Here is a 2,674-nt window from a genome sequence, read left to right as displayed (position 1 = left end):
CTATCGTTAAAACCTTCCAGTACGGCAACCATACCGTAACACTGGAAACCGGTGTGATGGCGCGTGACGTTAGCGCCGGGTCATAAACGGTTCAGGCTCAGCAGCAGGTTTTTCGCAATCTGGCCTAAACTCTGGCTGTTGTGCATGGCGGCTTCACGGAGCAGGCGATAAGCTTCTGCCTCATCCAGCCCCTGATGCTTCATCAGCAGTCCTTTGGCCTGCTCCACCAACCGCCTGTCCTCAAGGCGGCGATTCAGCGTCGCCAGCGCATTTTCCATCTGACTTTGGCTGTCCCTGACCTGGCATGCCCTTTCTACCCATACACTCAGCGCCGTTGCTGAGTCTGCCGGTAAAAGCACATAGCCATTAGGTGCAGGGAGCCGGTCGATATCCTGATGCTCAAGCTGCCGGAGCAGTACCACCAGCGGCCACCGTTGGCTGTCTGCATGGTCTACCAGCATCCTCAGCTCGGCATCGGCTCTGGCCCAGCTGATCACCAGTGCACTGTCCTGCGTCTGTGCCGTCAGTGCCGCAAGCTGGCTGAAGCGACAACCGATAACATTGTCATATCTGGCCGCCAGTTCGCCGGTCAGCTTTGCCTGTTCCCGGGTGCAATCGCTGCAAACCAGTATCTGACTGGTGTCTTTATGGTTGGCGGCGACTTGCTTTCGATCTGACTTTTCTGGCTTGGCCATTGGCCTGTCTTCCTTGTACACAATGGTTCAACACGCATTCATACATAAAGAAGCAAGCAATCAGCCACTTAGTCAAAATCAGCCATAAAATACCTCTTTAGGGTTAGTCTCGGTGGTATCCTTGCAGTTAAGTGCTTGATTAAGCGTGGCACGCAGTGCAACCACATCACCGATGATGAGCAATGCCGGTGACTGTCCTTTTAATTCCTGCCCCAGTTTGGTGAGCTTGCCCAATGACGACACATGGACTTTCTCCTCCGGCGTGCAGCCTTTAATGACCACAGCCAGCGGGGTGTCCTTGCTCAGGCCGCCCAGTGTCAGGCCGCTTTGGATCTCTCTGGCCTGCTCGAGGCCCATGTAAAAGACTATGGTCTGCCCCGCGCCAATCAGCTGCGCCCAGGCAGGTAACGCACCGGACACCACATGGCCGGTGACCAAAGTGACTGAACGGGACATTTCTCTGTGCGTCAGCGGTATCGAGGTGGATGCCGCGCAGCCAATGGCAGCAGTAATGCCGGGCACGAAATCAAACGGGATCGCCTCTGCCGCCAGCGCCAGCCCTTCTTCCCCGCCACGGCCGAAGATCAGCGGGTCGCCACCTTTCAGCCGCACCACATAGCGGCCTTGTCTGGCCTGCTCGATCAGTACCTGATTGATCGCTTCCTGTTTCATGCTGGGCTGACCGCAGCGCTTACCCACATAGATACGCTCAGCATCCGGGTTCGCCATCGCCAGAATGGCATCGCTAACCAGGCGGTCATACACCAGCACTTCGGCCTGCTGAATGGCTTTGAGGGCTTTTAAGGTCAGCAGTTCAGGATCGCCCGGCCCCGCCCCCACCAGACTGACGGAAGGGCGACGCGGCACCGACTGGAGCCGGGTTACCGTCGCTGTGCTGTGTGTCGATGTCATTGGTTTTGCTGTACTCATACCTGTTCTCCTTCCGTCACTGCTTCTTCCGTGTTCACTTGCATCTGTTTGAGCAGCGCCTTTACTTCGCCAAGGCAAGACCCGCAGTTAGAGCCGCATTTCAGTTGCGCCTGCAATCCCGCCAGGCTGGTCAGTCCATTGCGCTCAATGGCTTGTACAATCTGTCTGTCCGTTACCCTGAAGCAGCTGCACACCAGTTTTGAGGGTGCCTGTCCCTGCATCGCCAGTGCCAGAAAAGCACTGACCGAAAACGCCTTGTTAAACAAGCCGGTATAGGGCTGGGGATCAGAGCGAAGTGGCTGCTCGCTCACAAGGCACATGGCGGTTAACCGGCTGTCGGCTGTCATCAGCGCCGTCCAGCCGCCGTTGCCTGTATCGTCAATCACCAATGCCTGTGGTGTGATGCCGTACAGGTGGGATTTAGACAGCGGCGTGCGGCAGGCAAAGCGCCAGATATTGATCGTTTCTCCGGTCTGGAAACTGAGGAAATCTGTCTCAAACGGCGGTGGCAGCGCGCCCATCCAGATCCCGTAGCTGGCCGCCCGGGCCGGTGACAGCGTCACACTAGCCGATTTGAAGGCAGGCTGGCCCGACACGGGGTCAACCTCAGGCGCAACCATCTGGTTGACCCGGCTGGCAAAACCAAATGCCCCGGCCCAGTGCATCGACATATAGAGCTGGTTTGGCGACAGGCCATCATCGACCGCCAGCTTGGCCAGCATGTGGTTGCCGTTATAACCCAGTGACACCAGCTGTCCTTCGCTGAGCTGATTTTTACTGGCCGAGAGCGGATGAATATACACAGTCGGCTCGGTTTCGCTTTCGGCCAGCCTGGCTATATGCCCGGTGCGCGTCATGGTGTGCCATTGATCGCGCTGACGTCCGGTATTGAGCCACCAGACGCCGGGCTGGGCCTCTTTTTCGCTATGACGAACAGTGATCAGATTGGCGCGGCCGCTGGCGGTCGGGAAGACCCCGTCACTGAACAGGTGTGACTCCCTGCCCAGCGGCCAGCGCTGCGGTTGCCAGTGGGCATATTCAGCATCTGT

The 2,674-nt window shown here is 57.7% G+C and carries 3 protein-coding genes; all 3 read right to left on the bottom strand.

The annotated features are described in order from the left end of the window. Nucleotides 1–80: 80 nt before the first annotated feature. Nucleotides 81–695, bottom strand: coding sequence for an ANTAR domain-containing response regulator (locus P0Y67_RS22470; RefSeq protein ID WP_342393675.1), 615 nt, complete (start codon nucleotides 693–695; stop codon nucleotides 81–83). A gap of 78 nt (nucleotides 696–773) precedes the next feature. Further along, the gene (gene cobA / locus P0Y67_RS22465) at nucleotides 774–1,625 is read right to left on the bottom strand and encodes a uroporphyrinogen-III C-methyltransferase (protein ID WP_342393674.1); all 852 of its coding nucleotides are present in this window, start codon (nucleotides 1,623–1,625) and stop codon (nucleotides 774–776) included. Further along, nucleotides 1,622–2,674: molybdopterin dinucleotide binding domain-containing protein (locus tag P0Y67_RS22460; RefSeq protein ID WP_342393673.1), on the bottom strand; the 1,053-nt coding region annotated here is incomplete at its 5' end. The genes cobA and P0Y67_RS22460, both read right to left, overlap by 4 nt.

Origin of the sequence: Photobacterium sp. SP02, assembly GCF_038519165.1 — a bacterium.
GTDB classification, from domain to species: domain Bacteria; phylum Pseudomonadota; class Gammaproteobacteria; order Enterobacterales; family Vibrionaceae; genus Photobacterium; species Photobacterium halotolerans.
This window is presented reverse-complemented; position numbering and strand designations above follow the sequence as displayed.